The sequence below is a fragment of the Rhizobium sp. CAU 1783 genome, from assembly GCF_054551725.1.
Genome location: NZ_JBTOLM010000001.1, coordinates 1,016,549 through 1,040,073 on the forward strand (window position 1 = coordinate 1,016,549; position 23,525 = coordinate 1,040,073).

Below are 23,525 nucleotides of genomic sequence, written 5' to 3' on the forward strand. Positions count from 1 at the left end.
CCTGTAGGAGACGATATCGTCCCCAATCTAGGCGCCGGAAGTCGTCAGGACAAGGTCTGCCGGGGAAACGCGAAGGGCCCGCGTCGAGGCGGGCCCTTCCGTTGGTGTGCGAATTGCGCGGTCAAAGCCAGCGCTCAGTCTTGCGCGAGAACGATGACCATGTCCTTCTCGCTGTAAGTCAGCATGTCAGAACGCGACGGGTTGACGGTGACTCCGCCGAGATTGCGGTCGTCCGCGTCGTCCTCGCGCTGGCGGCGATAGCCGATGGCGATCTCTCCGCGACGGAGGGCAGCAAGCGCGATGGTGAAGAAGTTCACCGGGCGGTCGATCGAGACATAGTCACTGACCGGGCGCATGTAGATCTCGGAACCTTCCTCGTCGAGCAGTTCATCGAAGATCTGGGCCATGAACTCGTTTTCGGAGGCCTGGGCGAGCATCAAGCTCACAAGCTTGTTGCTGACCACGAAGTCGTCGGCGCGGGTCACTTCGGCCAGTTCGCGGTTGCGGACGTCTGTCATCTCGCTGACCACGTTGATGTGCAGGCCCGCACCCTCGGCGATCCGCCGGAGGTGGAGCAGCGTGATCAGCGTGCGGGTGTCGGCCGACTGCATGGTCATGTGGTCGCTGTAGCCGAGCACCAGCACGTGGTCGTAGGCGGGGATGTTGAGTGCATCGAGCGCCGCACGGCTCGACGTGTCGATGACGTGGTGCTTGACGGTCATATTGCCGTTCGGAAGGACGAGACCGGCAATCTCGTCCTCGAATTCGGGCGTGCTTGCCGCGATGGTGAGCAGCGATCCGGGTGCAACATAACGGGCGAGTTCCGTAGCAATGATCGTTCCGCGGCGGTTCCAGCCGAGGATGAGGGTGCGCTCCGCACCGAGCGTGCGCTTGGTCGGCGGCAGGATGGCTTCCTTGGCAAGCTGCGTGTCGCCCGCCCACGGTTTGATCGAGTCGTCGTCCTCGGCGATGATGACGGCGCGTTCGCCCGGCTCGATGACGCGGTTCGGCGGCGGGTTGAGATGAACCTTGCCGGCGCGGTCGCAAAGGCCGATCAGCGTGCAGTTCTCGTAGGCCATGACACCGGCGGCAAACGGCTTGCCCTCGAGGGCCGGCTGTTCCAGCGTGTAGATCTCGCAGCCGTCGAAATCGAGCAGTTCGGAATAGACTGCCGACAGGCCGGACTGACGGCTGGTGTGGACGACGATGCGGGAGATCAGGTCATCGGCGAGGATCAGCTGCATTTCCTTGCCGCCGACGATGCGGGCAACCTCGGTGTTCTGCGTGTCGCGGATCTCGGCGGCGATCATGTAGGGTTCCGGGCGACGGCTGGGGTCGTTGACGAGCGCCAGAACGGACTTGATGACCTGCGAATCCGGGTCCTCGTCTTCGGGCGAAAGCACGATGATCGAACGCGAGCTGTGCGGGTTGACGATGTTGAGGTCGTAGAGGTCCGTCGGGTCGCCGCTGCGGCAGATGATCTTGGTGTTCTTGAGGTCCGCGACCTTGGTGGCGATCTCGTCTTCCATCTCCACCTTGTCCTTGTTCGCCATGATGACGATGCGCGGACGCTTGCGGCTCTGGTTGGCGATCACCAGTTCGGAGATCACATCGAAGATCGAGGCCGACCAGTTGAGGATGATGGTGTGATCGGATTCGAGGACACGCGAGCGACCCTTGCGCAGTTCGTCGAGCTTGTTTTCCAGGCCCGAACTGATGACGCCGATCAAGGCGGAGAAGACGAAGATGCCGGCGAGCGTGACCACCAGCGCGACGAGGCGGAAGCCCCAGCCCTGGTCGCCGCCCATGGTGCCGGCGTCGAAGGTGCGCATCAGGGATTCCCATGTGCCTTCGATGAAGCTTACCGGTTCGCCGCCCTCCGGTGCGATGCCGGTGATCGCCAGGAAGGCGCCGGCAAGCGAGATGACCACGAGCGAGATCAGCGCCAGCCAACCGATAAGGGCGATCGCGCCGCCTGCCATGCTCTTGTCGAACTCATAGCGCAGCCGGGCGCGCCAATTTTCGCTTGTCTTCATCCTGGTGCTCTTCGCTTTGTCAATTGAAAATGATGTGAACTCGGAATTGCAGGAAATCCGTGTATTTTCAATGAACCTTGCGGAACCAAATGCGGGGGCATCCCATAAAAGTCAGCGTTTTCGGCCGAGTTGTCGCTGCATCGCAACATAGACGTGAGTGTTTGTGCGATTTCTCCTTCCCGAAGTTGCAGGCGGCGCTGTCACATCACTGTCAACAGCCTATGGTTATGGATCGGTCCTCATTTGAAAGACGAGGACTTTGCTCATGAAAAAGCTGCTTTCCGCCTTTTCCGCACTCGTGACCGTCGGCCTGATGGTCGGTTCGGCCAATGCTGAAAACCTGGTGCTCTACACCAGCCAGCCGAACGAGGACGCGCAGGCGACCGTCGACGGCTTCATGGCCGCCAACCCCGACATCAAGGTCGACTGGGTGCGCGACGGCACGCCGAAGATCATGGCCAAGCTGATGGCCGAGATCGAAGCCGGCAATCCGGCCGCCGACCTCCTGCTGATCGCCGATACCGTCACGCTGCAGCGGATGAAGGAAGCCGGCCAGCTGATGGCCTACAAGTCGCCGGAAGCGGCAAACTACGATGCCAGCCTCTATGATGCCGACGGCGCCTATTATTCGACGAAGCTGATCACCACCGGCATCATGTATAACACGGCGGCGGCGATGAAGCCGACCAGCTGGGCCGATCTTGCCAAGCCGGAAGCCAAGGGCCTCGTCGCCATGCCGAGCCCGCTGACCTCGGGTGCCGCCCTCATCCACGCGCAGACGCTTGCCGGCGTGCCGAGCCTTGGCTGGGACTACTACAAGGCCCTGCAGGCCAATGGCGCGATTGCCGCCGGCGGCAATGGTGCCGTGTTGAAGTCGGTCGCTTCGGGCGAAAAGGCCTATGGCGTCGTCGTCGACTACATGCCGATCCGCGAGAAGGCCAAGGGTGCGCCGGTCGAGTTCGTCTTCCCGAGCGAAGGCGTTTCGGCCGTCACCGAGCCGGTCGCCATCCTGTCGACCTCGAAGAATGCCGAAGCTGCGAAGAAGTTCGTCGACTACGTGCTGTCGGAAAAGGGTCAGGAAGGCTTCCTCAAGCTCGGTTACATTCCGGCCCGCAACGGTATGCCGGTTCCGGAAGGCTTCCCGGCCCGCGACACCATCAAGGTCCTGCCGATCGACGCCGCCGCCGCGCTCAAGGCGACCGAGGACGACCTCAAGACCTTCTCGGGCATTTTCGGCACGAACTGATCGACCGGTTCATGGCCTATCACTCTGCGAAAGGAAACAGCCAGCCCCGCTGGCTGTTTCCCTTTATCGTCGTCACTGTCGCCTGCCTCTGCGTACTGCCGCTGCTGCGCCTGCTTGCGGCCGGCTTCTCCTCCGTGCTGTCGGGAAGGGCGCTCGCTCTGCTCGGCGAGCCCGCAGTCTGGACGGCGGCCTATAACACGCTCACCACCTCATTCCTCGGCATGATCGTCGCCGTCGCGATCGGCGGCCTGTTCGCGCTCGCCCTCACGCTCGCGGATGTCCGGGGCAAATGGGTTCTGAGCTTCCTCTTCATGCTGCCGACGATGATCCCGCCGCAGGTCCAGGCGCTCGCCTGGGTCGGGATGTCCGGACCGTCGAGCCCCTTGCTGAAGGCGCTTGGGCTCGCGCCGCCGATCGGCAGCGCCCAGCCGCTCTATTCGATCGGCGGCATCGCGCTGCTTTATGGCGTCCAGCATTCTCCGCTGGTCTATCTGTCGCTGCGCGCCGGCCTGCTTTCCCTTCCGCGTGACGGCATCGAGGCGGCGAAACTCGCCGGTGCCTCGCCGTGGCGTGTGCTCAAGGACATCATCCTGCCGCTGTCGCTGCCGGGCATCATCGCCGGTGCGGCCATCGCCTTCGTATCCGGGGTCGGCAATTTCGGCATCCCGGCCATCCTCGGCCTGCCGGCGCAGATCTACACACTGCCGACGCTGATTTATTCGCGGCTGGCGAGCTTCGGTGGCGGCACCTTCGGCGACATCGCGGTCTTGTCGGCGATGATCGGCGTGATGGCGGTCGCCGGGCTGCAGATCCAGGAACTGGCGTTGAAGGGCAGGGACTACCGGGTCATCGGTCTTTCCGGGGCGGCCGCGACCTTCCGGCTCGGATGGCTGCGGGCGCCGCTCGAACTTCTTCTGTGGGCGCTGCTCTTCGTCATGCTGATCGCCCCCTTCGTCGCTCTCGTGTCGGCCTCGCTGGTACCGGCCTACGGCGTGGTGCTGTCGCTGAAGACGGCTTCATTTTCGGCATACGAAGAAGTGCTCTTCCGCCAGACGGCGACGCGCACGGCGTTCGGCAATTCGATCTTCCTTGCCGGGACGACGGCGATCGGCCTGCTGGTGATCGGCGTGTTGACCGGCTATGCGCTGACCCGCGGATCGCACCGCGTTGCCGCCTGGCTCTCGGCGATGATCGAGATCCCTTACGCCCTGCCGGGGATCGTCATATCGGTTGCCTTCGTGCTGGTGTTTGCCGCGCCCATCCCGTTGCTCGGGGTGACGATCTACGGGACGATCTGGATCATCCTCGTCGCCTATCTGTCGAGCTTCTTTGCCGTCGGGCTGAAACCGATCGTCAGCGCGCTTCGCCAGCTCGACCCGGCGCTCGAGGAGGCGGCACGGCTTTCCGGCGCGGGCTTCTACAGGCGGCTCTTCGACATCATCGTGCCACTGATCGCGCCGGCGGCCGGGGCGGCGGTGATCCTGGTTTTCCTGATCTCCTGCAACGAACTGACGGTGTCGGCCCTGCTCTGGTCGGCGGGCACGCAGACGCTCGGCGTTGCGATCTACAATCTCGACGACAGCGGTTCCTACGATCTCGCCTCGGCGCTCTCCGTGCTGGTGGTGGTGATGGTGGTGGTCCTGATGCTGCTGCTCGAACTGATGGCGGCGCGCCTGCCGAAAGGGGTGGTCCCGTGGCGAAACTGATCCTTCACAAGCTCTCCAAGGATTACGGGACCGGGCGGCCGGCGGTCAGCGACGTGTCGCTGACAATCCGCGAAGGGGGGTTTCTCGCCCTGCTCGGACCGTCCGGCTGTGGAAAGACGACGGTGCTGCGCATGGTGGCCGGCTTCGAGACCCCGAGCGACGGCTCCATCCTGCTCGGCGAGCGGGTGCTGGCCGATGCGGAAAACGTGGTGCCGCCCGAGCGCCGCAACATGGCGATGGTGTTCCAGTCCTATGCGCTGTGGCCGCATATGTCGGTCGCCGACAATGTCGGCTATCCTCTGAAGGTTCGGGGGATCACTGGAGAGCGCTACCGGGAAAAGGTGGTCGAGGCGCTCAAGGCAGTGCGGCTGGAGAGTTATGCGGAGCGGCGCCCCGCGGACCTTTCCGGTGGCCAGCGCCAGCGCGTCGCTCTGGCGCGCTGCCTGGTGACCTCGCCCGACGTCGTGCTGCTCGACGAGCCGCTCGCCAATCTCGACCGACATCTCCGGCAGGAGATGGAAGAGACGTTCCGCGAATTCCACCAGCGGTCGGGCGCGACGATGATCTACGTCACCCATGATCAGGCAGAGGCGATGGCGCTCGCCACCGACGTCGCGGTAATGTCGGAGGGGCGGCTGCTGCAGGTGGCGCCGCCGGCCGAGATCTATGCGCGACCCGAGGGGCGGCTGGTCGGCGGGCTGATCGGGCAGGGGGCGATCTTGTCGCTGCCGACGAAGGAGAGCCCGGACCGTGTGCTCGGGTGGGGCGAATTTCGGGCGATGCTCGCCGGCTCTCCGAACGCATCCGGGGCCGAACAGAGAATGGACGTGCTGGTCAGGCCTCAGGACGTCGTGCTCGGCGGCGAGGGGATCGCGGCAAAGGTCGAGGGCGTGCTTTACGAGGGAGAACGCTATGCGCTGCGTCTTGCGCTCGCCGACGGCCAGATACTGCGTGCCTATAGCCGGGCACCCTGTGCGCCCGGCGACACCCTTTCGATTGCAATTACCGCAGGCTGGCGGCTTTGATGCAGCCTATCGGGCGCCGGAGCACTGCCAGCGAATGACGCGGCAGCCGCCGGTATACTGGTTGCAGGATCCGATCGCCTCGAGCTCCGCGCGGCGGCGGTCATTGCCCCAACCGGAGCCCCAGCCGTCCGAACCACGCGCAACGGCGCCGCAGGCATTCTTGAACCAGATGGCGACGCGGCAGTCGCGGGCGCTTTTCGAGCAGCCGCCGAGCGCCATGCGTTCGGCGCCGCTGCGGTTGGGGAAGGAGTGCGCCCAGCCGGTTGCGCCGGTGGCCGGGGAATAGGCGATTGCGCCGAAGCTGTCGGCCGAGGCGGCGGCCGGGGCAAGCGTGGCAAGGACGATGGCGATGGAGGCAAGAATGGAAGGACTGCGGCGCATGGATATGTTGTTCCCCGTCATGCTGTTTCTCCGGCGACCATAGGCTGGCGTCCGGGCGTTAGGGAAGGACGATTTTTGGGTGTCGGGTGGCCGTCGTATTTCGCCGGGCTTTGACCTCCGGTGTGGCGTCGCTAGTCTCGGGGTGATCGACCGAGGTAGAGAATCATGGTGCTAAGGCTTGGAACCTTCAATATCGAGAACCTGATGACCCGGTTCGATTTCACCGGTTATCGCAACCAGTTGCGCCAGGACCGGGTGATGCAGCTGTTCGACGTGCGCAACGAGCAGGACTACCAGCGGCTCGAAGCCGCCCGGATCGTTTCCTCGACCGACGACACCCGCCAGCTTTCGGCGCTCGCGATCGCCGATGCGGCGGCGGACATCCTGTGCCTGCAGGAAATCGACAACATGGAGGCGCTCAAGGCCTTCGAATACGGTTATCTCTTCCGCATGGTCGGGGCCGGCTATCGGCACAAATATCTCGTCGAGGGCAATGACAGCCGCGGTATCGACGTCGGCGTGATGATGCGCGACGAAACCCGGGACGGCGAGAAGATAGAGATCGTCGACATCAAGAGCCATGCGGCGCTCACCTATCGCGACCTTGACCTCTTCACGCCGGCGCTTTCGGCAACCGCCAAGCCGGATGACAAAATCTTCAAGCGCGACTGTCTCGAACTGGACCTGAAGGTCGGCGGGCGTCCCCTGGCGCTCTATGTCCTGCATCTCAAATCGATGACCAACGGGCGCGACGGGATCGATGGCCGCAGCTTCACGATGCCGGTGCGCGAAGCGGAGACGAAGGCGGTGCGCCACATCATCGAGGCGAGGTTCGGCAAGGGGCAGACGGCGGACAAGAATTTCGCCATCTGTGGAGACCTGAACGACTATCAGGAACGCGTCGACGTGATCGGCGATCGGCGCGACGGCTATTCCTTCGTCCATCGCGACGGGCTTCCAAGCGCCCTCGACGTCTTTTCGGCCGACGGCTTTGCGGAGAATGTCATGCGTCGCCGCGATCCGCTGGACCGCTGGACGCTCTATCACTCACGCGGCCCGGAAGAGCAGCATCTCTGCCAGCTGGACTATGTGTGGCTCTCTCCGGCACTCGCACGGCGCAATGCGGGTCGGGCACCGGAAATCGTCAGGAACGGCCAGCCGTTCCGCACACCCTTTCCGCCGGGGCAGGCGGTGGAGCGCTATCCGCGGATCGGCTGGGACCGGCCGAAAGCCTCCGACCATTGCCCCGTGGTCATGACGCTGGAGCTTTGATGTCCGAGTTTTCCGATCCCCGACCCGAAGGCCTGACCGTCGAGCGCCGCATGTTTCCTGTCGATGCGGTGAGGCTGCGGGTGCTGGAGGGCGACCATCCCCTGCATGTCGAGCACCGGGCGGCGGCGGCGGTGAACTGGGAAGCGGAGATCGCCGCCAATCCGGCACTCTTCGACGGGCGGATGGTGTTCCAGCACAGGCTGGCCATCCGCGACGGTGTCGTCGAGGGGGAAGGCTTCATGATGCCGTTCTCGACCTTCATGTGGTGGCGCAAGCAGAACCGCAAGGTCGGTGGTTTCCACGTGTTCGGCTATCCCGTCATCGTCTCGGCGGACGGGGCGCTGATCGCCGTGAAAATGGGTGCCCATACCGCCAATCCAGGCCAGGTCTATTGCGCAGCCGGATCGCTCGACCAGAACGACGTCGTTGACGGCTATTGCGATCTCGGCGGCAACATGATGCGCGAGGTGCGCGAGGAAACCGGCCTCGATCTCCGCGAGGCCCGGGCCGACGGGCGACTGTTTGCCAGCTATGACGGCGGTCGTCTCACGGTCGCGCGACGTTTCCACTTCGATCTCAATGCGGATGCGCTGCTCGCCCGCATTGGCGCGCATATGGCGGTCGACGAGGAAAAGGAGATCGCCGGGGCGGTCGCCATCCGCTCTGCCGATCCGTCGGCCCATCCTTACGGTCGCCCCATGCTGCCGTTGCTGGAGTGGTTCTTCGCCGACGCCGACTGATATCGCTTGCTTGCGCGATTGCTTAAGGTCGGGCAGTCTGCGGCCGAAAACCATATGCCGGCGGAGGGATCTTTGGCGCGAAATTACTCGATCTACGACGTGTTCACCGAGCGCAAGCTTGCGGGCAATCCCCTGGCGGTGATCTTCGACGGCGAAGGTCTTACCAACGAGGCGATGCAGGCGATCGCTGCGGAGATCAATCTGTCGGAGACGGTTTTCGTGCAAGGTGCGTCCAATCCCGCCCATTCCGCCAGGATCCGCATCTTCACCCCGGCGCGTGAACTGCCGTTCGCGGGCCATCCGACGGTCGGCACCGCGGTCGCGCTTGCGGAACGGACCTACGGCACCGAAAGCGGCGGGCTCGATCTCGTCTCGGTGCTCGAGGAAAATGTCGGGCCGGTGCGCTGTGCCGTGCGGCTACGCGACGGCGAGGCGGGCTTTGCCGAGTTCGACCTGCCGAAAAAGTCGGTGCGCTATGATTACGCTCTCGACAGGCAGGGGATTGCCGACGCGCTTTCGCTGAAGGTCACCGACATCGGTTTCGAGAATCACGTGCCCTCCGTCTGGGGCGCCGGCGTTCCGTTTCTCGTCGTGCCGCTTCACAATCTGAATGCGGTCGAGAGCATCGATTTCGATCCGCAGCTCTGGGAGCGGACGGCGCCGCTCTGCGAGGGCAGCCTGACGTCGGCCTATGTCTATTGCCGCGGCGGCGTGCATCATTCCGCGAAGTTCCATGCGCGGATGTTTTCGCCCGACATGGGCATTACCGAGGATCCGGCGACGGGATCGGCGGTCGCGGCGCTGTCCGGCGCGATCCATCATTTCGACGGACTGCCGGACGGGCATCATCCGATGATGGTGGAGCAGGGCGTCGAGATGGGGCGTCCTTCCTATATCCATCTGCATGTCGACGCCAAGGATGGAGAGATCAGCCGGGCAAGAATTGGCGGCCAGGCGGTGCGCGTCGCCTCCGGAATTCTGGACCTTTGAAAACAAACGATTTTTTGTCTTCTGCGAATTTTTTCTGAAAATGAATCAAAGTTTTTTGGCCGCGGCGCTGGACAACCTCCGAGTTCCTGTTTATACGCCCGGTCACACCGCCAGACGGCGATGTAACGGGTGATTAGCTCAGTTGGTAGAGCAGCTGACTCTTAATCAGCGGGTCGTAGGTTCGAGCCCTACATCACCCACCATTTCAATATCATAGGCCGGATTATTAATGTGGCGCCTGAGCGGGCGTCGCCGTTCGGTGTCCGGGTTTTCATCCTCCTTCGCCGATCTTGTCTTCTTGCGCAGACAGTCTGTGGTTGCGGACGTTTTGTGGCACTCGTGCGAAATTTCGCGATCACGATATTGTCACTTCCGGGGCGTGCCGGATATCAAGATTCCTGCCCAATATCGGGTGAGGGAGCTTAGCTTTTCAATGAAACATATCCTTTCCGCGGCCGGTCTCCTGGCCGCCACGTTCTTCACCACTGCCGCGCAGGCCGAAGATCTGGTCTTCACGCTCACCAACGGCACGGGTTCCGTCCTGACGCGTTTCTTCACCTCGCCGGTCGGCGTCGATGACTGGGAAGACGATGTCTTCGGCGAACACGTCCTGCAGCCGGGCGAATCCGTGAAGCTGACGATCGCCGACGGCCGCACCCAGTGCGAATACGACATGCGCTTCGAGTTTGAAGAAGGTTCGAACCTCGACACGACGGAAGACACGCAGAACCTCTGCGAAATGGGTTCCTACACGATCCACGAATAAGTGGGCCACGAACAAGCGGGCCGCGAGCAATCGGGTCACGTTCTGCACGGGTCGCCCGGCCAGCCGGCTGGGCGGCCCGTCATTTTTTCTCGGAATTGCCTGTCAAACGCACAATTGAGCAAAATTTGCGCGGTGGATTGCAGGCAAGAGCACCAGTTTGGTGCAGTCCTGTCGTATGTTTTTCTTTTGTTCCATCGACTTTGGACGAATGTTCCCCCAGTGTTCCTGTTTTTTCGCCCCGTGAGCCGTCCACAGGCTGTGGAAACCTGTGGATAAACTCGTTAGCCGGCTTTCGCCTCACTCGACAGCCGCGACTGCGGCAGGACGTAGGGAACGTGTCCGGGCGGCAGGCGGCCGACAGCGCCGCGAATGCCGTAGACTTCGCCGATCACCTCGTCGTTGATCGTCGCGGCCGGGCTTCCCGCCGACACGATGCGGCCGCGGTCCATCACGACCAGATGGTCGGCGAATTCGGCGGCCAGATTGAGGTCGTGCAGGATCGCCAGAACGGCGCCGCCTCGTCGCGAGAAGTCGCGGGCGATCTCCAGCACGCCGATCTGGTGGCCGATGTCGAGGCTCGATGTGGGCTCGTCGAGGAACAGCGCGCGGGCACGTCCCTGATCCACCGCGACCGGAACCTGGGCAAGCGCGCGGGCGAACTGGACCCGCTGCTGCTCGCCGCCTGAGAGGGCCCGGTAGGGCCGGGCCTCGAAGCCTTCGAGGCCGACACGGACAAGGGCCTGGCGTGCGGCGCGTGACGGATCGAGGCTGCCATGGGCGATCGCGCCCATGCGCACGACCTCGAGGGTTGTGAAGGGAAAGGAAAGGGCGGTCGACTGCGGAAGCACCGCGCGATCGGCTGCAAGCTGGAGGGCCGACAACTGCCGGAGCGGTTTGCCATGGCAGCTCACCTCTCCGTTGTCCGGGGTGATCTCCCCGGAGAGCACCTTCAGAAGCGTCGACTTGCCGGCGCCGTTCGGGCCGATGACGACGGTGAAGCGGCCGGGCCGCAGGCTTATGTCGATCTCGGAGATCAGTGGGCGGCCGCCCCGGATCACGGTGACCTGGCTTGCGGTGATCATCAGAGACCCTCCATCGCGGCACGGCCGCTACGCCCGACCAGCAGCGTCAGGAAGACGGGCGCGCCGAGGATTGCTGTGATGATGCCGATCGGCAGTTCGGCGGGGGCGGCAACCGTGCGGGCTATGCTGTCGGCAAGGAGCAGCAGTGCGGCGCCGCCGAGCGCGGAAGCCGGAAGCAGGAAGCGATGCGAAGGGCCGATCGCAAGCCGAAGCAGATGCGGCACGACGATGCCCACGAAGGAGATCGAGCCGGCGACCGCGACCGTCGCGCCGCAGGCGGCGGCCACGGCGACGATGGTCATGCGTTTCAGCCGCTGGACCGGGATGCCCATGTGAAAGGCGGCAGCGTCGCCGAGGACGAGGGCATCGAGGCCGCGCGCGACGAAGGGGATGATGAGCGTGACGGCGAGGATGAACGGGAGGATTGCCAGGGTCTTCTCGTAGGTCGCACCGCCGAGCGAGCCGAGCGACCAGAAGGTGATGTCGCGCAGGGCGCGGTCGTCGGCGATGAAGATCAGCAGGCCGGTCGCTGCCGCGCTCATCGCCCCGATGGCGATCCCCGAGAGGATCAGCGCGGTCGTCGAGGTCTGGCCGTTGCGGGTGGCGATGGCGTAGAGCAGCAGGGTGTTCAGCAATCCGCCGGCAAAGGCCATGACCGGCAGGAACTGGGTGCCGAAGACCGCCGCGACGGGGGCAAGGACCGTCCCGCCGAGCACGATCGCGCAGACGGCGGCGAAGGCGGCGCCCGAGGTAACGCCGACGATGCCGGGGTCGGCAAGCGGATTGCGGAACAGTCCCTGCATCATGGCGCCGGAGACGCCGAGCCCGGCGCCGACCAGAAGGCCAAGCGCGGTGCGCGGCAGGCGGACCGCCTCGAGGATCACCAGGTCCTGGGCCGCAAGGCTCGCGCCGTCGCCGCGAAGATAGGCGACGAAGTCACCGAGGCCGACGCCGGTCGGGCCGCTGATCAGTGAAACAAGGGCGGCCGCGGCCAGCAGGAGAGACAGCAGCACGAGGACGGCGAAGCCGAGGCCCGAACGATCCCCGGCTACCGAACGGCGCCCCAGGAGCAAGGCGACCGTGTTCATCGCTTGACGGCATCCGGATAGAGCTGAGCCGCAAGGTCTAGGGCGGCCTTGGCCGTGCGTGGGCCGAGCCCCAGCAGGTAGAGGCCATCCATGGCGATGAAGGCCTTGGCCTTGCCGGCGGGGCTTGCCTGCAGGGCGGGAAGCGCGAAGGCCTGCTCGGCGGTCATGTGCATGGCACCGCCGTTCATCACGAGGACCACCTCGGGAGCGGCGGCGATGACGGCTTCGTCGCTCAGCGGCTTGTAGTCGGATACCGATGCGGCGGCATTGACGCCGCCGGCCAGGCGGATGATGGCGTCGGCGGAGGTATCCGCACCCGCGGCCATGACGCGGCCATTGACGAGCGAAAGGGCGAAGAGCACGCGCTTCTTCGGGACAGTGAGGGCAGCGATCCTGGTCTTCACGGCAGCGAGCTCCCCGTCAACCGTGCGGGCGAGGGTTTCTGCTTCCGCAGCCCTACCGACGGCAGCACCCACGGCGCGAATCTTGTCAGGCACGGCTTCGGCCTGGGGTGGAGTCGGAATCGTCACGAAGGGAATACCGCTGGCTTTCAGGATGGCGAGCGCATCGGCGGGGCCGGCGCCTGCTTCCGCAATGATGAGGTCAGGCTTCTGCGACAGCACGCCTTCGGCGGACAGTTGCCGGATATAGCCGATATTCGGCTTGGTCGCCGTTTCCGCCGGAAAGACAGAGGTGGTGTCGACGGCCGCAATGCGGGCGTCCTGGCCGAGCGCGTAGAGGACTTCGGTGACCGTGCCGCCGACGGAGACGATCCGCTTGGCATCCGTTGCCGGAGACTGGGCGAATGCTGCGCCGCCGGTCAGGGCGGCAATCAGCAGCGGGGCGGCAAAATGGCGGGCGGTTGTGCCCAGCGATCTCAGAAGATCCATGCGTCGAGTATCCTGTTGTTCAAATTGGAGACGCCGGCACGCGTGAAATTCGCGGCCGGCAGAATTCCGAATGTCCTGCCGCCCGCGTGGGAGACAATTAACTTGACTATAATGCACAAGTTTAATTACGAAGGCAACACGTCGTGCCGTCCATCAAGGGGCTGTCGATGGGACGCAAGGGTGCCGGGACAGGTCGGTGGTCCGGTCCGCCAATCGAAAGAAGAGGAATTTCCGATGTTTATTGCGATGAACCGTTTTCGCGTTCTTCCCGGCCACGAAGAAGCCTTCGAGGCGATGTGGGCCAACCGCCAGGGCCGTCTCGCCGAGGTGCCGGGCTATGTGGAATTCCACATGCTGAAGGGTCCCAAGGCAGAAGATCACCAGCTTTACGCATCGCATGCGGTCTGGGAGACCAAGGAGCATTTCGAGGCGTGGACCAAGTCCGAACAGTTCCGCGCCGCCCATGCCCGCGCGGGCCAGTCGACGGTCAAGTATCTCTCGGGACCGCATTTCGAGGGCTTCGAGGTCATCATCCACGAAGATCGCGACGGCAAGCGCGTCGACGAAGCAGCCTGAGGAACGCGTGGTGACGGACACTCTTGTGGCAAACAGCAGCGAGCGCATCGAGCGGGCGCGGGCGGCGCTGGCCGAAAAGCCGGATGGCGTCGTCGAGGCGATCGCGGCCAAGGCGGACGTGACGCCGGCGGAGATCCTCTCGATCCTGCCGGAGGGGGCGGCGGTTGTCGTGCCGGCCGACCAGTTCCTGCAGATCTGGGACGACATGTCGTCCTGGGGCGACATTCTGATGATCGTCCACACGGACGATATCGTGCTGGAGGTCGAAGGCGCGCTGCCGCAGGGCAGCGAAGGTCACGGATGGTTCAACATCCATGGCGACAGCCCGATCGGCGGGCATATCCGCAAGGAGCGCTGCACGCAGATCGCCTTCGTCGACCGGGGTTTCCACGGACGGCGGTCCTGTTCTGTCTGGTTCATGAACGCCGACGGCTGGGCGATGTTCAAGGTCTTCGTCCGGCGCGATGCCGAAAGGGCGCTTCTGTCCGACCAGTTGGCGCGCTTCGAGGCGCTGCGGTCGAAACTGGCCAACGCCTGAGTTCGCTTTTGCCTTGAGAATGGTTCGGCCGTGTCCCGCGGGATGCGGCCGATGTGTTTTGACGGGTCGGGTCGCTCCGCCGTTCTTTCTTTTGACCAGAACAGCAACTATTGTCCGCGCGATTTCAAACATTGCAGGGACAGATCTTGCTTCGCACCCGCCGATTCTTCGCCTCTATCCTCCTTTCGCTTCTGGCATTTTCGCCTGCCGTGACCGGGGGCGTGACGGCCTTCGCACAGACCCAGGAGGCGGCGCCGCCGCGCGACGAGGTGGTCGAAAAGGCCTCCCAGGATATCGCCGACGCGCAGAAGCGATTCGAGCAGCTCCAGAAGGGGGTGGAGGACCGGAAGTCCGACGATGCGGCGCTGATCGACATCAAGGTCAAGACCGACCAGTTGATCCGGGATCTCCTGAAGATTTCCGTCGACCTCAGGCCGCGCTTTAACGACGTGAAGACCCGGCTTTCGCAGCTCGGCGAGAAGCCCGCGGAAGGACAGCCTGAGGAGGCGCCGGCAATTGTGGAGGAGCGGGCACGCCTCAATGCGACGCGGCTCGAGATAAACACGCTGACGGGACAGGCGGAAGACCTTTCGATCCGTGCCTCGGACCTTTCAGACGACATCACCGGGCTCCGTCGGCAGCTGTTCACTGAACAACTGTTCGAACACACCGAGATTTCCGGCGACGTCATCGACGATGCGTTCGATTCGCTTTCCGCGGAGGTCGAGAAGTTCCAGCGCACGCTCGGCAGCTGGTTCTCCTTCATCTGGAAGTTCAAGCGCGTGCCGCTCGGCACCGCAGTGATGTTGTCGCTCGGTATGGCCCTCGTCCTGCTCTATGCCGAATACCGGCTGTTCGGTTCGCTGATCCGGCGCGATCCGGCCAATCGCGATCCGGCCTATATGAGCCGGTTTTCCGTCGCGTTCTGGTCGACCATCCTGCCGGCGCTCGCCCTTGGCGCCTTCCTCATCACGAGTTTCTTCTTTCTCGATACCTTCAACGTATTGAGGCCCGACATCGCGCCGATCGCCTCCGCGCTGTTCGGTTTTGCTGGTCTCGTCTTCTTCGTGTCGATGCTGGCGCGGGCCGTTCTGGCGCCGAAGGCCCCGAGCTGGCGGCTGGTGCGGCTGTCGAACAAGGGCGCCCGCGACCTCAACTTCGCCGTCATGACCATGGCGGTGGTGAACGGGCTCGATTATGTGCTCGGGGCGGTCAGCGAGACGCTGAGTTCGCCCGTCGTGCTCACGGTGATGAAGAGCTTCGTATCCTCGGTGGTCGTCGGCCTGACGATCTTCATCGTGTCCTTCCTTCATCCGGTCCTGAGTGCTGGCGGCGATCCGACGGAGCGCGGCAAGGCCTGGCCGAAGGCCTTTGCCATCCTGCTCCGGCTGACGGGCGTAGGTCTCATCCTGCTCAGCGCCATCGGCTATGTCGGACTGGCGCGGTTCCTGGCGACGCAGATCATCCTGACCGGCGCCGTGGTCGCGACGATGTATATCGGCATCCTGTCCGGCAAGGCGATCTCTGCGCCCAACCGTTTCGGCGAGACACTGGTCGGCAAGCTTCTGGAGAAGCGCTTCAACCTCACCCCTGTGGCACTCGATCAGTCGGGCATGGCGGCCGGCCTCTTCATCTATGCCTTCGCGCTCGTCATCGGCATTCCGCTGATCCTGATTTCCTGGGGGTTCCAGCCGCGCGATCTCGAGCTCTGGCTGTTCAACATCTTCACCGAGATCAATATCGGCAGCATCCGGATCTCGATTTTCGGCATCCTCGGCGGCATCCTGCTGTTCAGCCTGGGACTGGTGGTGACGCGCTGGTTCCAGAAGTGGCTGGACGGCAATGTCATGGCCCGCTCGCAGGTGGATGCCGGCGTGCGCAACTCGGTCAAGACCGGTATCGGCTATCTCGGAACGGGCATCGCCGGCCTGATCGGCATCTCTGCGGCGGGGATCGACCTGTCCAGCCTTGCGCTGGTGGCCGGTGCACTCTCGCTCGGCATCGGTTTCGGCCTGCAGAACATCGTGTCGAACTTCGTCTCCGGCCTGATCCTGCTCGCCGAGCGGCCCTTCAAGGTCGGCGACTGGGTGGCGACTGGAACGACCGAGGGCTTCGTGCGGCGGATCTCGGTTCGCGCGACCGAGATCGAGACCTTCCAGCGTCAGTCGATCATCGTGCCGAACTCCGAGCTCATCAATGCGCCGGTCGGCAACTGGACCCACCGAAACAAGCTCGGCCGCATCGAGGTTCCGGTCAGCGTGTCCTATGACAGCGACCCACGCCGGGTCATGGAGCTCCTTATGGAGATCGCGCTTGCGCATCCAGGCCTGCTGCGCAATCCGGAGCCGGTGGTGATGTTCAACGGCTTCGGCGTGTCCTCCCTCGATTTCGAGCTTCGCGGCTTCATCGGCGACGTGTTGGGCGGCCTGCCCGTCAAGAACGACCTTCGCGTGACGATCCTCGAGCGGTTCCGCTCGGAAGGCATCCAGATGCCCTATCCGCACCAGGAGGTGCATCTCCACCTCGATGAAGATGCGCGACGGATATTTGGGGGGAAGGGCGCAGGGCGCGGCCGAACGCACAAGGCGGATTTGCGCGACGAGCCGGATGATGACAAGATCCTGCCATGAACGACATGTTCAGCCCCGGTTCAGCAGGGGCATATTAGAAGAGGGGCATGCTTGAGCCGATCGGCCGGGACAGGTCGACGGCGAGGGCGCAACAAGAGGACGGCGCAACGGCGCCGCATTCACATGAAGAAGCTTCTGGCAGCGACAATCCTGGTTCTCGGTGCCGCGACCGGCGCCCTGGCAGCATCCGTTTCCAACGGCGGATCCTCGGCGGTCGTGCTGGTGGTGGTCGAGGACGGCAACCGCATGGAAGTGGCGCTCGATGCAGGCGCATCGGAGACGATATGCCCTTCGGGCTGCTTCGTGACGCTCCCCAACGGCGACCGCATCGGGCTCGAGGGTGGTGAAACCGTCGAGATCAAGGACGGCGTCGCGACGATCAAGTAAGCGGCAGTCTACCCTTCCTGCTTTTCGTGAAGCGCTCGGTTCCGCCGGGCGCTTTTGCTTTTTTGCCCTTCGGCAAAGGTCGGGTTCTGCTTCGTAGACAGATTTTTCGCAGGTATCGCGCGACAGAAGAAGCATCTGTCAAAAAGGGGCAGAAATGACTGCCCGGCCTTCAGTGGCGATTAACATCTGGATGCTTCGATCCGCCCGCTGCCAATTAACGGATCTGCAAGTCATCTTGATTAAAATGCTAATAGTTATCTCAGGTTAAGGGCGTGTCATGGCATTTTTAGGCGTTTCCGGGATGCAGTATTCCGGGGAAACATTTCCCGACGTTCGTATTATTGTTGCAGAGGATTCGAACGTCTTCACATCGATGATCAGTACCCGCATGAAGGAGCTGTTCAAGATCGATGTCGAAATCTGCCGGACCTTCGAAGACCTGCAGGCGGCTAACGAACTTTCCGATGAGCCGGTGACGCTGGCAATCTCCAACATCAACCTCCCGGGCGCCGAAAACGGCGAGGCATTGGAATACCTGGTCGACCTGAACATCCCCACCGTCGTCTTCACCGGGACCTTCCAGGACGAGACTCGTGAAAAGCTGCTCGCCAAGGACATCGTCGACTACATCCTGAAGGACAACATCTTCGCCGTGGAGATGCTCGCGGAATCGGTCTACCGTTTCCTCACCAATCATCAGCACCACGTGCTGATTGTGGACGATAGTCCGACCGCGCGCGCTCTGCTGTCCAGCCGTCTCAAGCGCTACAATTTCCGGGTCAGCACGGCCGACAGCGGCGCCAAGGCTCTGGAGATCCTCAAGGCGAATTCAGACATCGGCCTGGTGGTCACGGACTATAACATGCCCGACATCGACGGCTTCGAACTGACGCGACGCATCCGCGGCGCGCGTGGCTCGCATGAGTTGCGGATCATCGGGGTGTCGTCGTCGACGAACCGGCTGCTGTCGGCGCGGTTCCTCAAGGTCGGCGGTAACGACTTCATGCTGCGGCCGTTCATCGACGAGGAATTCTACTGCCGTGTGAACCAGAACCTGGACACCCTCGTGCAGATCAAGGCGGCGAAGCCGCGAAAGTAGCCGGCGGCATCCGACGAACACACGCAATGCCGACCGGGAGCCTGCTTCCGGTCTTTTTTTTGCCCAGACTTTTTCGAATTTTCCTTAACATCCGAAGGCAATTGCCATGTCAGTGCTGAGTGAACCGCAACCGATGGAAAACCCGTCGTCTCGCAAGCGGGCGCATGTGCTGGTGATCGAAGATTCCCGAACGTTTTCATCGCTGCTCTGCCACCGCTTCGAAAAGGAACATGGGCTTCGTGCGACCCACTGCGGGTCGACCAGGGGGTTCCGCGAGGCCGTGGCGTGTGCCGATCAGCCCTTCGACATCGCGGTCGTCGACCTGAACCTCCCGGACTCGCCCGATGGCCAGGTGCTCGATGAGGTGGCTGCTCTGGGAATCCCGGCCGTGGTCTTTACCGCCGACTTCAATCGCCGGATGCGTGAACGCGTCGTCGAACGCGGCGTTGCGGACTATGTGATCAAGAATAACGAGCGTGCCGTCGACATGGTGGTTCAGACCGTCGACCGGATCCTCGCCAATCGTCATGTGCGGGTTCTCCTCGTCGACGACGTGACCTCGGCGCGCAAGATGCTGGTTGACATGCTGCAGGTGCAGCAGTTCCAGGTTTTCGAGGCAACGACCGGCAGCGAGGCGCTCGACATGCTGGTGAAACACCCGGGGATAGACCTCGTGATCACCGACTACCACATGCCCGACATGGACGGCTACGAACTGACGCGGCGCATACGTCGCGAGCACACGTCGGACAAGCTGCGCATCATCGGCATATCGTCTTCGGCCGACCGGCTGTTGTCGGCGAGCTTCCTCAAGGCGGGGGCCAACGACTTCGTCTACAGGCCCTTCGTGGTCGAGGAACTGCAATGCCGCATCGGCCACAACATCGAGACGCTGACGCAGCTCAGGCAGCTGCGCCTTGCGGCCTTCAGCGACTACCTGACGGGCCTGCGCAATCGTCGCCACTTCTTCGACGAGGGGCCGGCGAGGGTGGCGAGCTGCCTCGAGCATGGCGAGGCCTGCAGCATGGCGATGCTCGACATCGACCACTTCAAGAAGCTCAACGATACCTATGGCCACGAGATCGGCGACCGCGTGCTCAAGGCGGTGGCGACCCGGCTCTCGCATATGATCGAGGACACCGATCACCTGCTTGCCCGGCTCGGCGGCGAGGAGTTCGGGATCCTGCTCGCCGGGCTGGACAGCGAGGCGGCGAGCAGGTTTTGCGAGCAGGTCCGCCAGAGCATTGCCGAGCTGCATGTGGCGCTCGACGATACCGATCTCACTGTCACCGCGTCGATCGGCGTGGCCGAGATCGGCGGGATCGAGAATTTCAGCAACTACCTGAACGCCGCCGACCAGTTCCTCTATCTGGCCAAGCGCTACGGCCGTAACCGGGTCTATTCCGACAACACGCTTCTGACGCTCGCGGCGGCCGCCAGCTGACGGCGCACGTGGGCCCGTCGGGGCGGCCTTGATCTTGTGAGGCTTGCGGCTGGCAAATGGCTGGCCGTTTCCTATATTGGCTTGGCAACCTCCTTCCATCCGGAGTTTCCCGGCCATGGCCCCCATCATTTCCGTACGCGGCCTTTCGAAGACCTATGCAAACGGCTTCAAGGCGCTCGACAACGTTTCCCTCGACATCGAGGAGGGTGAGATCATCGCGCTGCTCGGGCCGAACGGCGCCGGCAAGACGACACTCATCTCGATCATTTGCGGCATCGCCAATCCGAGCGAGGGGACCGTGACCGTCGACGGTCACGACGTCGTCCGCGACTTTTGCAAGACCCGCGGGATGATCGGACCGATCCCCCAGGAACTGACGACCGACATGTTCGAGACGGTCGTCAACACGGTGAGCTTCTCGCGTGGCCTGAACGGCAAGAAGCCGGCGCCCGGCTACATCGAGAGCGTGCTGAGAGAACTGACGCTGTTCGACAAGCGCAACAATGCGCTGCGGGAACTGTCGGGCGGCATGAAGCGGCGGGTGCTGATCGCCAAGGCGCTGTCGCACGAACCGCGCATCCTGTTCCTCGACGAGCCGACGGCAGGCGTCGACGTCGCGCTGCGCAAGGACATGTGGCAGCTCGTCGAGCGGCTGAGAGCAGGGGGCGTCACCGTCATCCTGACCACCCACTATATCGAGGAAGCACAGGAGATCGCCGACCGAATCGGCATCATCGACCGGGGCAGGCTGATGCTTGTCGAGGAGAAGGATGCGTTGATGCGCAAGCTGGGCGGCAAGCAGCTGATCATCGAGTTGCGGGAGCGGTTGCAGTCGGTGCCCGAGGCGCTCGAGCCATGGGGCCTGACGCTCAGCGAGAGCGGCGAGCAGTTGATCTATGACTATGATGAGGAGAGCAACCACGGCGGCATCCCGCGGCTCCTGGCGGCGATCGAGAGCGCGGGCATCGGCTTTGCCGACATTTCGACGCGCCAGACCTCGCTTGAGGACATCTTCGTTTCACTGATCGGAGAAGGCAGATGAATTTCGAGGCGATCAAGGCGATCTACTACTACGAGATGGCGCGGACCCGCCGCACGCTGCTGCAGAGCGTCATCTCGCCGGTCATGTCGACCGCGCTCTATTTCATCGTCTTCGGTGCGGCAGTCGGGCCGCGCATGCAGGAGATCGAGGGCGTGAGCTACGGCGGGTTCATCACGCCCGGCCTGATCATGCTGACGCTCATCACCCAGTGCATCTCGAACGGATCGAGCGGCATCTATTTCCCAAAATTCACCGGCACGATCTACGAGATCCTGTCGGCGCCGGTCGCGATGGCGGAAATCCTGATCGGCTATGTCGGGGCGGCGGCGACCAAGGGCATGATGATCGGCCTGATCATCCTGGCGACGGCTGCCTTCTTCGTCGACCTGCGGATCGATCATCCGTTGATGATGTTCTTCTTCATGCTGCTGACCTCGATCACCTTCAGCATGGCAGGTTTCATCATCGGTATCTGGGCCAAGAACTTCGAGCAGCTCAGCATGGTGCCGATGCTGGTCGTCCCGCCGCTCACCTTTCTCGGCGGGACCTTCTATTCCGTCAGCGTGCTGCCGCCGTTCTGGCAGACGGTCAGCCATTTCAATCCGGTTCTTTATCTGGTGAGCGGTTTCCGCTGGAGCTTTTTCGAGGTGTCTGACGTGCATCCGCTGATCAGCCTCGGCATGATTGGACTGTTCCTGGCGATCTGCCTGGGCTTTCTCGCCTACGTCTTCCGGACGGGCTACAAGCTGCGCCCTTGAGCGGGTGCGGTCAGTCCCGCAGACGAAGCTCGTCGCTCTGCATCTGCAGCGAACCGAGGGTCGACAGGAAGCTCATGCCGAGCAGGCTCTGGTCGAGCTTGCCGTCCTCGATGACGGCGGCCTCAACGTCTTCGCGCAGGATCGGCCCGAGGGCGATCTGCTTCAATCGGACGGGTGCCGCCATGGCACGGCCGTTCGCCGTCATGATGGTCCGGGTGAAGGCGAGGCCGGCCGGATCGATGCCGATCCGCATCGCGTCCCGGTAGCTCAGTGCAACCGAACTCGCGCCGGTGTCGATCAGCACGGAAACCGGCACCGCATTGATGTCGACGGTGGTCTCGAAGTGGCCGCCGAGCGCCTTGTGCAGGACGACCTCCGCCGTTCCTTCCGATGTCGTCACGACGACGGCGCGGCCGGGGACCAGGCCGGCCAGCAGTCGATCGCCGACCGACTGAAGCTCGAAGCGATAGAGGTAGCCGGTCACGAGGGCGAGGATGATGAGCAGCCAGATGGCAAGCTGACGGGCACTCTGGCCGAGCGAGCGGCGGGAGGCTATGAGGCCGACGGCCAGCATGGCGGCAAAGGGCAGGAGGCTCACCAAGCTGCCGAATTCGTCGTTCGCCATGCCGAAGCTCCGCCCGGTGTCGTGATTGACGACCAGAACCGCGAGGCCGAATCCCAGAATTGCAATGACGATGAGGAGGCGCATCAGCCGGTCTCGCGCTCCCGCGCCATGCGGGTACGGCGGGTTTCCCGGCGGGGCTTGCGTTCAACGGTTTCGAGCCGCTCCGGCAGGCTCTGCATGATGCTGCGCCGTTCCTGATCGGTATAGGTCGTCCAGGCGCCGATTTCGTCGCGCGTACGGCCGCAGCCGAAACAGTAACCGGTCTTCATGTCGATCGAGCAGACGAGGATGCAGGGCGATTCCATCAGGCGAACCTTGTTGACTGCCTTCTATATCGGTTGGTCAAGACGCCATGGCAAGGGCGGCCAGCGCGACGATCTCCACCACCTGCTGGGTAGCGCCGATCGTGTCGCCGGTATGGCCCTCCAGCTTGCGCCGGACGTGAGCGGTGAAGGCGGCACAGGAAAGGGCGGCGGTGAGCACAACGATAAAGAAGGCGAACAGCGATGCCGTGGGGGCTAAGAGGGCCGCCGTGATCGCAATGCCCGAAACCAGCGCCACATGCAGCGAGGCGCGCAGCGGAACGCCTGCCGAAGCGGCGACGCCACCGCTGCGGGCCGGCGGCAGAGCCGACCAGTGCCAGATCATCAGGGCGCGGCTGAGGGCTGCGATCGCCGGGAGGCAGAGTGCCACCTCGACCGGGCGCAGATTGCCGGCGACCTCGGCGATGGCCGCAGCCCTGAGGCCGTAACCGAGGATCAAGGCCGCCGCGCCAAACGAGCCGATCCGGCTGTCCTTCATGATCTCGAGCATATGGTCCCGGTTGCGACCACCACCGAGACCGTCGGCGGCATCGGAGAGGCCATCCTCATGCAGGGCACCGGTGACGACGGCCTGGACCGCAAGCGCGGCGAAAGCCGCCAGAAGAGGGCTCGCGTCGAGGAGGAGCATGAGGCAAAGGGTTGCCGCCGGCGGCAGCGCCACGAGGGCGCCGGCGAGCGGAAAGGCACGGACACCGCGGGAGAGGCTGCCGTCATGGCCTTCGAAAAAGCGGGCAGGAACCGCAATGCGGCTAAGGAACGATACGGCGCGCGCGGTATCATTCAGGTATTCGCGCCAATCCATCGGATCAGTCACTCCATTTCAAAGACGACCGGTTCAAAGGCGGCCGGTTCAAAGACGACGGGCCGCACCGCTTTTTGGG

General features: G+C 63.5%; 23 protein-coding genes and 1 tRNA gene. 16 read left to right on the plus strand and 8 right to left on the minus strand.

Annotated elements, in window-relative coordinates; translation table 11 throughout:
- Window positions 1–134: 134 nt before the first annotated feature.
- Entirely contained in the window at window positions 135–2,036 is a 1,902-nt protein-coding gene (locus tag ACX93L_RS04635) for a CASTOR/POLLUX-related putative ion channel (RefSeq protein ID WP_459403741.1), read from the minus strand.
- Between the two features lie 265 nt (window positions 2,037–2,301).
- Between ACX93L_RS04635 and ACX93L_RS04640 the strand changes: the two genes are divergently transcribed.
- Genes ACX93L_RS04640 through ACX93L_RS04650 form a run of 3 tightly spaced genes read left to right on the plus strand, consistent with a single transcriptional unit; the run spans window position 2,302 to window position 6,013 of the window.
- Window positions 2,302–3,282, plus strand: a complete 981-nt coding sequence (locus ACX93L_RS04640) for an ABC transporter substrate-binding protein (protein WP_459403742.1) — start codon at window positions 2,302–2,304, stop codon at window positions 3,280–3,282.
- Between the two features lie 11 nt (window positions 3,283–3,293).
- Window positions 3,294–4,988, plus strand: a complete 1,695-nt coding sequence (locus ACX93L_RS04645) for an ABC transporter permease (RefSeq protein WP_459403743.1) — start codon at window positions 3,294–3,296, stop codon at window positions 4,986–4,988.
- Window positions 4,976–6,013 carry an ABC transporter ATP-binding protein gene (locus tag ACX93L_RS04650; protein ID WP_459403744.1) on the plus strand — a complete coding sequence of 346 codons (1,038 nt, stop codon included), beginning with the start codon at window positions 4,976–4,978 and terminating at the stop codon, window positions 6,011–6,013. Before ACX93L_RS04645 ends, ACX93L_RS04650 begins: the two co-directional genes overlap by 13 nt.
- 6 nt (window positions 6,014–6,019) lie before the next feature.
- On the opposite strand, the gene ACX93L_RS04655 is transcribed toward ACX93L_RS04650, so the two are convergent.
- Window positions 6,020–6,415, minus strand: a complete 396-nt coding sequence (locus ACX93L_RS04655; RefSeq protein WP_459403745.1) for a DUF4189 domain-containing protein — start codon at window positions 6,413–6,415, stop codon at window positions 6,020–6,022.
- 144 nt (window positions 6,416–6,559) lie between these two features.
- On the opposite strand from ACX93L_RS04655, the gene ACX93L_RS04660 reads away from it, so the two are divergent.
- From ACX93L_RS04660 to ACX93L_RS04680, 5 genes are all read left to right on the plus strand, one after another.
- On the plus strand, window positions 6,560–7,666 hold the full coding sequence (locus ACX93L_RS04660) for an endonuclease/exonuclease/phosphatase family protein (RefSeq protein ID WP_459403746.1): 1,107 nt from the start codon (window positions 6,560–6,562) through the stop codon (window positions 7,664–7,666).
- Window positions 7,666–8,406 carry an NUDIX hydrolase gene (locus ACX93L_RS04665; RefSeq protein WP_459403747.1) on the plus strand — a complete coding sequence of 247 codons (741 nt, stop codon included), beginning with the start codon at window positions 7,666–7,668 and terminating at the stop codon, window positions 8,404–8,406. The genes ACX93L_RS04660 and ACX93L_RS04665 overlap by 1 nt, the downstream gene beginning before the upstream one ends.
- Window positions 8,407–8,478: 72 nt before the next feature.
- A complete protein-coding gene (locus ACX93L_RS04670) occupies window positions 8,479–9,396 on the plus strand; it encodes a PhzF family phenazine biosynthesis protein (protein WP_459403748.1) in 918 nt (305 codons plus the stop codon).
- A gap of 127 nt (window positions 9,397–9,523) precedes the next feature.
- Window positions 9,524–9,599 (plus strand) — tRNA-Lys (locus ACX93L_RS04675).
- Window positions 9,600–9,829: 230 nt separating this feature from the next.
- Window positions 9,830–10,162 (plus strand): hypothetical protein, encoded by a 333-nt coding sequence (locus ACX93L_RS04680; protein WP_169587468.1) that lies wholly within the window; start codon window positions 9,830–9,832, stop codon window positions 10,160–10,162.
- A gap of 281 nt (window positions 10,163–10,443) precedes the next feature.
- Here the strand turns inward: ACX93L_RS04680 and ACX93L_RS04685 are convergent, their stop codons facing one another.
- From ACX93L_RS04685 to ACX93L_RS04695, 3 genes are read right to left on the minus strand one after another with little or no spacing between them, the layout of a single operon-like run.
- Window positions 10,444–11,244 carry a heme ABC transporter ATP-binding protein gene (locus ACX93L_RS04685; RefSeq protein WP_459403749.1) on the minus strand — a complete coding sequence of 267 codons (801 nt, stop codon included), beginning with the start codon at window positions 11,242–11,244 and terminating at the stop codon, window positions 10,444–10,446.
- Window positions 11,244–12,332, minus strand: coding sequence for a FecCD family ABC transporter permease (locus ACX93L_RS04690; protein WP_459403750.1), 1,089 nt, complete (start codon window positions 12,330–12,332; stop codon window positions 11,244–11,246). Before ACX93L_RS04690 ends, ACX93L_RS04685 begins: the two co-directional genes overlap by 1 nt.
- On the minus strand, window positions 12,329–13,222 hold the full coding sequence (locus ACX93L_RS04695; RefSeq protein WP_459403751.1) for a heme/hemin ABC transporter substrate-binding protein: 894 nt from the start codon (window positions 13,220–13,222) through the stop codon (window positions 12,329–12,331). The genes ACX93L_RS04690 and ACX93L_RS04695 overlap by 4 nt, the downstream gene beginning before the upstream one ends.
- A gap of 234 nt (window positions 13,223–13,456) precedes the next feature.
- On the opposite strand from ACX93L_RS04695, the gene ACX93L_RS04700 reads away from it, so the two are divergent.
- From ACX93L_RS04700 to ACX93L_RS04735, 8 genes are all read left to right on the plus strand, one after another.
- Entirely contained in the window at window positions 13,457–13,798 is a 342-nt protein-coding gene (locus tag ACX93L_RS04700) for an antibiotic biosynthesis monooxygenase family protein (RefSeq protein ID WP_169587475.1), read from the plus strand.
- Between the two features lie 10 nt (window positions 13,799–13,808).
- Entirely contained in the window at window positions 13,809–14,336 is a 528-nt protein-coding gene (gene hutX, locus ACX93L_RS04705) for a heme utilization cystosolic carrier protein HutX (protein WP_459403752.1), read from the plus strand.
- Window positions 14,337–14,482: 146 nt separating this feature from the next.
- On the plus strand, window positions 14,483–16,966 hold the full coding sequence (locus tag ACX93L_RS04710) for a DUF3772 domain-containing protein (RefSeq protein ID WP_459403753.1): 2,484 nt from the start codon (window positions 14,483–14,485) through the stop codon (window positions 16,964–16,966).
- 123 nt (window positions 16,967–17,089) lie between these two features.
- Window positions 17,090–17,353 carry a hypothetical protein gene (locus ACX93L_RS04715; RefSeq protein WP_169587481.1) on the plus strand — a complete coding sequence of 88 codons (264 nt, stop codon included), beginning with the start codon at window positions 17,090–17,092 and terminating at the stop codon, window positions 17,351–17,353.
- Window positions 17,354–17,630: 277 nt separating this feature from the next.
- Window positions 17,631–18,452, plus strand: a complete 822-nt coding sequence (locus ACX93L_RS04720; protein WP_459403754.1) for a response regulator — start codon at window positions 17,631–17,633, stop codon at window positions 18,450–18,452.
- A gap of 106 nt (window positions 18,453–18,558) precedes the next feature.
- Window positions 18,559–19,896 carry a diguanylate cyclase gene (locus ACX93L_RS04725; protein WP_459403755.1) on the plus strand — a complete coding sequence of 446 codons (1,338 nt, stop codon included), beginning with the start codon at window positions 18,559–18,561 and terminating at the stop codon, window positions 19,894–19,896.
- 115 nt (window positions 19,897–20,011) lie between these two features.
- The gene (locus ACX93L_RS04730) at window positions 20,012–20,938 is read left to right on the plus strand and encodes an ABC transporter ATP-binding protein (protein ID WP_459403756.1); all 927 of its coding nucleotides are present in this window, start codon (window positions 20,012–20,014) and stop codon (window positions 20,936–20,938) included.
- Complete coding sequence (locus tag ACX93L_RS04735; RefSeq protein WP_459403757.1) at window positions 20,935–21,696, plus strand: ABC transporter permease; 762 nt, start codon at window positions 20,935–20,937, stop codon at window positions 21,694–21,696. Before ACX93L_RS04730 ends, ACX93L_RS04735 begins: the two co-directional genes overlap by 4 nt.
- A 10-nt stretch (window positions 21,697–21,706) precedes the next feature.
- On the opposite strand, the gene ACX93L_RS04740 is transcribed toward ACX93L_RS04735, so the two are convergent.
- The 3 genes from ACX93L_RS04740 to ACX93L_RS04750 are packed head-to-tail and all read right to left on the minus strand — an operon-like array spanning window position 21,707 to window position 23,446.
- Window positions 21,707–22,408, minus strand: coding sequence for a retropepsin-like aspartic protease family protein (locus tag ACX93L_RS04740; RefSeq protein ID WP_459404143.1), 702 nt, complete (start codon window positions 22,406–22,408; stop codon window positions 21,707–21,709).
- Window positions 22,405–22,626, minus strand: a complete 222-nt coding sequence (locus tag ACX93L_RS04745) for a DUF1289 domain-containing protein (protein WP_169587491.1) — start codon at window positions 22,624–22,626, stop codon at window positions 22,405–22,407. Before ACX93L_RS04745 ends, ACX93L_RS04740 begins: the two co-directional genes overlap by 4 nt.
- Before the next feature lie 37 nt (window positions 22,627–22,663).
- On the minus strand, window positions 22,664–23,446 hold the full coding sequence (locus ACX93L_RS04750) for an adenosylcobinamide-GDP ribazoletransferase (RefSeq protein WP_459403758.1): 783 nt from the start codon (window positions 23,444–23,446) through the stop codon (window positions 22,664–22,666).
- Between the last annotated feature and the right edge of the window lie 79 nt (window positions 23,447–23,525).